Source organism: Ruegeria sp. AA6, from assembly GCF_056542865.1.
Window position 1 is genome coordinate 1 of the sequence record NZ_JBQGAN010000060.1, and the last position, 4,430, is coordinate 4,430.

4 protein-coding genes are annotated in these 4,430 nt (G+C 62.4%); all 4 read right to left on the minus strand.

Going from position 1 to position 4,430, the window contains the following annotated elements; all coding sequences use genetic code 11:
• The coding region (gene bhcD / locus ACR0LN_RS23770; RefSeq protein WP_480433205.1) for an iminosuccinate reductase BhcD at positions 1-980 on the minus strand (980 nt) is incomplete at its 3' end.
• An 80-nt stretch (positions 981-1,060) separates the two neighbouring features.
• Entirely contained in the window at positions 1,061-2,224 is a 1,164-nt protein-coding gene (gene bhcC, locus ACR0LN_RS23775) for a 3-hydroxy-D-aspartate aldolase BhcC (RefSeq protein WP_480433207.1), read from the minus strand.
• A 10-nt stretch (positions 2,225-2,234) separates the two neighbouring features.
• Entirely contained in the window at positions 2,235-3,209 is a 975-nt protein-coding gene (gene bhcB / locus ACR0LN_RS23780; RefSeq protein ID WP_480433209.1) for a beta-hydroxyaspartate dehydratase BhcB, read from the minus strand.
• Positions 3,210-3,220: 11 nt separating this feature from the next.
• On the minus strand, positions 3,221-4,411 hold the full coding sequence (gene bhcA, locus ACR0LN_RS23785) for an L-aspartate--glyoxylate aminotransferase BhcA (protein ID WP_480433210.1): 1,191 nt from the start codon (positions 4,409-4,411) through the stop codon (positions 3,221-3,223).
• Positions 4,412-4,430: the final 19 nt, after the last annotated feature.

The following is a 4,430-nucleotide window of genomic DNA, read 5'->3' on the forward strand; positions in this document are numbered from 1 at the left end:
GCCGTTTCCGCCAGTCCTGCTTTTTCTGCGAGTTTTGCTGCGACTTGGGCGACGGCGAGGTCTTGTAGTCCGACGCCTGTTCCGTCGAAGAGGGTGATTTCGGTGTCGGAGGTTCGGCCTTTGTGGTCGGTGTTGATGACGGCGCCGATGGGGGTGATTTGGGCCTCGGTGAGGGTGCCTGCGGTGATGGCGTGTTGGGCCTCGCCGATGGTGACGGACTGGGCGATTTCGTCGGTGAAGACGGTGGCGGATGCGACCAGTGCGGCATCGACCTCTTGCTTGCCCTTGGTGTCGGTGCCCATGCAGGCCAGGTGGGTGCCGGGCTTGATCCAGTCTTTCATCAGCAGCGGCTCGAAGGCCGAGGTGATGGTGATGATGACGTCAGCTTGCGCACCCAATTCTTCCTGCGTGACGGCTTCGAACTCCAGACCCAGCTCGGTTGCGACCGCGCCCAGACGGGGCAGCATCTCGGGGTGGGGATTCCAGGCGACGACTTTGTCAAAGTCGCGCTGCTCGGCAGCGGCGCGCAGCTGGAAGGCGGATTGGTGGCCTGCGCCGACCATGCCCAGCACTTTGGCGTCTTTCCGGGCCAGATGGGCAATCGACACGGCCGAGGATGCAGCGGTGCGCACGGCGGTCAGGTAATTGCCGCCGACCAGTGCCGAGAGCCGTCCGGTATCGGGGTCGAACAGGAAGACGGTGGACTGGTGATTGGTCAGCCCCTTGTCCATGTTGCCGGGCCAGTAGCCGCCGGATTTGACGCCCAGCACCTGACCGGCGCGGTCAAAGCCGGATTTGAAGCCGTAAAGCGCGTCGGCATAGCCGATGGCCTCACGAATGACGGGGAAGTTATAGGCGTCGCCACGCGCCATGGCGGCGAAGACGTCCTGCACCGCATCGAACGCGTCGTGGCGGCCGACCAGTTGCTGGCAGAGGTCCTCTCCGACGATCAGCAGGGGTTTATCAGACATATCTTTCATGACCTTTTCCTTAAGCTCTGGGGGCAGGTCCGGGCGGCAGGGGAAGGGAAAACTGCCGCCCGGGACGCATGTGCGGTGGCTTAGTACGCCTTACCGCGAGCGGAAACGGGCCAGAGGGCTTCGACCTTGCCGTCGCGCACGCCTACATACCAGTCATGCACATTGGCGGTCGGGTCGCAGTGGCCGGGCACCAGATGCAGCTTGTCATTGACCTTGAGAACACCGTCCGGGTCGGCGACCACGCCGTGCTCATCCGAGCATTTGACATATTCCACATCCGTGCGGCCAAAGATCACCGGCAAGCCACTGTCCACGGATTGGGCCTTGAGGCCGGCATCGACGATGGCCTTGTCGGATTTGGCGTGGCTCATGACGCTGGTGAGGATGAAGAAGGCGTTCTCCCACTCCCCACGGTCGATGCGATTGCCGTTCTCATCGAGGATGCGGCCATAATCGGCATCCATGAAGGCGTAAGAGCCGCATTGCAGTTCGTTATACACGCCCGAGGTGCTCTCGAAGTAATAAGACCCGGTGCCGCCACCGCCAACGATGTCACAGTCCAGCCCTTCGGCGGCCAGCCCATCAACGGCGTCTTTGACCTGCGCCACGGCGATGTCGATCTTGGCCTTGCGATCCTCGTACAGATCCATGTGCTGCATCGCGCCCTGATAGGCCTGAATGCCCGCGAACTTGAGACCTGGGGCCGTGTCGATGGCCTTGGCAATTGCTATCACCTCGGGCGTGGTGGTCACGCCGCAGCGGCCCGCGCCGCAGTCGATCTCGACCAGACATTCGATCTGAGTGCCGTGGCGCTGCGCGGCCTCGGACAGATCAGCGACATTGTCGATGTCGTCAACGCAGCAGATCGTGCGTGCGCCCAGCTTGGGCATCCGCGCCAGACGGTCGATCTTGGCCGGGTCGCGCACCTGATTGGACACAAGCACGTCCTTGATGCCGCCCCGGGCAAAGACCTCGGCCTCGGAGACTTTCTGGCAGCAGATGCCACAGGCGCCGCCCAGCTCGACCTGCAGCCGCGCCACGTCGACGGATTTATGCATCTTGCCATGCACCCGGTGGCGCATGCCGTGGGCCTTGGCGTAATCGCCCATCTTCTGGATGTTGCGCTCCAGCGCGTCCAGATCCAGCACCAGAGCCGGCGTTTGAATCTCGGACGCGTCCATGCCGATGGCGGCGGGGATGTCAAAGCCGACCTCAAGCTGGTCGATATTTACGGGCTTGTTCATGTTTTCCTCCTCAACCCTTGAACCAGGGCAGTTTGTCCAGATCCACATTGCCGCCGGTGATGATCACGCCGACGCGCTTTCCCTTGAACACCTCGGGGTGCTTCAGAATGGTTGCCAGCGGCACGGCGCAGCTGGGTTCCATCACGATGCGCAGGTATTTCCAGGTGGTCTTCATCGCGGCGATGATCTCGTCTTCGCTGGCGGTGTGGATGTCGCTGACGAAGTTCGACACGAAGTGCCAGGTGTTTTCCTTCAGCGGCACTTTCAGCCCGTCGGCGATGGTGACCGGCGCGTCATCGGCGATGATGTGACCGGCCTTGAAGCTGCGATAGGCATCGTCGGCCTGTTCCGGTTCCGAGGCATAGATCTGCACCTCGGGCGCCAGGTTCGACAGGGTCAGGCAGGTGCCCGAGATCATGCCGCCGCCGCCAATGGGCGCGACCACCGCGTCCAGACCATCGGTCTGTTCCAGCAGTTCCGCCGAACAGGTCGCCTGACCCGCAATCACCCGCGGGTCGTTATAGGGGTGCACGAACTCACCCCCCGTCCGCGCCTGCACCTCGGCAAACACCGCCTCGCGCGAGGTGGTCGAGGGTTCGCATTCGGTGATGATCCCGCCATAGCGGCGCACCGCGTCTTTCTTGGCCTGCGGCGCTGTGCGCGGCATCACCACGTTGCAGGGGATGCCCCGTCGACCGGCGGCATAAGACAGGCTGAGCGCGTGGTTGCCCGAGGAATGCGTGCAGACGCCGCGTTCGGCGGCCTCGTCATTCAGGCCAAAGACCGCGTTGCAGGCACCGCGCACTTTGAAAGCACCAGCCTCCTGGAAGTTCTCGCATTTGAAGAACAGCTGCGCGCCGGTCAGATCGTCCAGATACTGCGACCGCAGCACCGGGGTGCGGTTAATGTGGGGTTTGATCCGCTCATGGGCTGCGCGCATATCCGCGATGGTCAGGCAATCGGCTGTGGTCATGTCGTCCAACATCAGGCTCCTCCTTACGCTGCAGATTGCATCGGGGTGGCGCTGCCGGACCGGAAGTACTCCTGCGCCGCCGCCACACCGCTGCCCAGCTCGATCGGATAGTCCAGATCGGCCATCGCCATCTCGATCGTGGCAAGACCGGACAGAACCATCACATCCGTCAGGCTGCCCAGATGGCCGATGCGGAAGGCCTTGCCGTTCATCTCGCCCAGACCGATGCCAAAGCTGACGCCATAGGCGTTGAAGGCATGATCCGTCAGAGCATTGCTGTCGAATCCCTCGGGCACATAGATCGCGCTGACCGTATCCGAGTAGAGATCCGGCGACTGCGCCACCAGATCGAGCCCCCAGGCCGAGGTCGCCTTGCGTACCCCTTCGGCCAGACGGAAGTGGCGGGCATAGACATTGTCCAAGCCTTCCTCGAACAGCATCTTCAGGCTTTCGCCCATGCCGTAGATCAGCTGTAGCGGCGGGGTATAGGGAAAACCGCCCGAGGCATTCGCGTTCATCATATCGCGGAAATCAAAGAAGGTGCGCGGCAGTTTGGCCGTTTCCATCGCCGCCAGCGCCTTGGGGCTGACACACAGGATCGCCATGCCGGTCGCCAGCATGAAGCCCTTCTGCGAGCCCGACACGGCTATATCAACGCCCCAGTCATCAAATTCGAACGGCATCGAGGCCAGCGAGCTGACGCAATCCACAAACAGCATTGCCGGGTGGCTGCTGGCATCCATCGCCCCACGCACTGCCGCAATGTCCGAGCGCACGCCGGTTGCCGTCTCGTTATGGGTAACCAGAACCGCCTTGATCTCATGGCCCGTATCGGCGGCCAGAGCCTCGGCGAACTTGTCCGCCGGCGCACCGCTGCCCCAGGGGCATTCGATGATCCGAACATCCAGCCCATGGCGCTGACACAGGTCGATCCAGCGATGGCTGAACATCCCGTACCGCGCCACCAGAACCGCATCACCGGGGCTGAGCGTATTGGTGATCGACGCTTCCCACCCACCCGTGCCGCTGGCCGGAAAGGTAATGACCTGACCCGCGCGGGTGCCAAACACACGTTTGGTATCCTCCAGCACCGGGGCAAACGTCTCAACAAAATCCGGCGCACGATGATCCTGCGTCTGAACATGCATCGCCAAACGCAAACGATCAGGGATGTTCGTCGGGCCGGGAATAAACACTGGGTTCTGGGTCGACATAATCTATATCCTCCGATTT

What these genes read in the sequence shown, in the direction of transcription:
- bhcA (WP_480433210.1), bottom strand. Translation starts at nt 4,411, where the DNA reads ATGTCGACCCAGAACCCAGTGTTTATTCCCGGCCCGACGAACATCCCT.
- bhcB (WP_480433209.1), bottom strand. Translation starts at nt 3,209, where the DNA reads ATGTTGGACGACATGACCACAGCCGATTGCCTGACCATCGCGGATATG.
- bhcC (WP_480433207.1), bottom strand. Translation starts at nt 2,224, where the DNA reads ATGAACAAGCCCGTAAATATCGACCAGCTTGAGGTCGGCTTTGACATC.